General features: G+C 68.7%; 1 protein-coding gene. It reads left to right on the forward strand.

Annotated features, from left to right (window positions below; genetic code table 11):
- Nucleotides 1-71 precede the first annotated feature (71 nt).
- Nucleotides 72-284 (forward strand): hypothetical protein (locus N802_RS19185; protein ID WP_035919751.1); only part of this gene is annotated, 213 nt, incomplete at its 3' end.

Genomic DNA, 284 nt, shown 5'->3' on the forward strand with positions numbered 1-284 from the left:
AGGTCTGTTACGGCCGGAACACGGGCGTGGCATCGACCTGTCAGGCCGTGTCATCGAGCGCCAGGAGTGCCGTGGTCGAGACCGCACCGACCGGCCTGGATGCTGCGGGTCCGCACACCCTCACGGTCAAGACGATCGATGCTGCGGGCAAGTCCAGCGACAATGCCACGCTGACGCTCACGGCGACCGCGGACGGCCCGTCCGGGATTTGGCACCTTGACGGGGACGGCGTCGACTCCAGCGGCATCACGAACCTGACCGGGTCCGCCGCGCCCCCGTATGTC

The organism is Knoellia sinensis KCTC 19936 (genome assembly GCF_000768705.1).
GTDB lineage: Bacteria > Actinomycetota > Actinomycetes > Actinomycetales > Dermatophilaceae > Knoellia > Knoellia sinensis.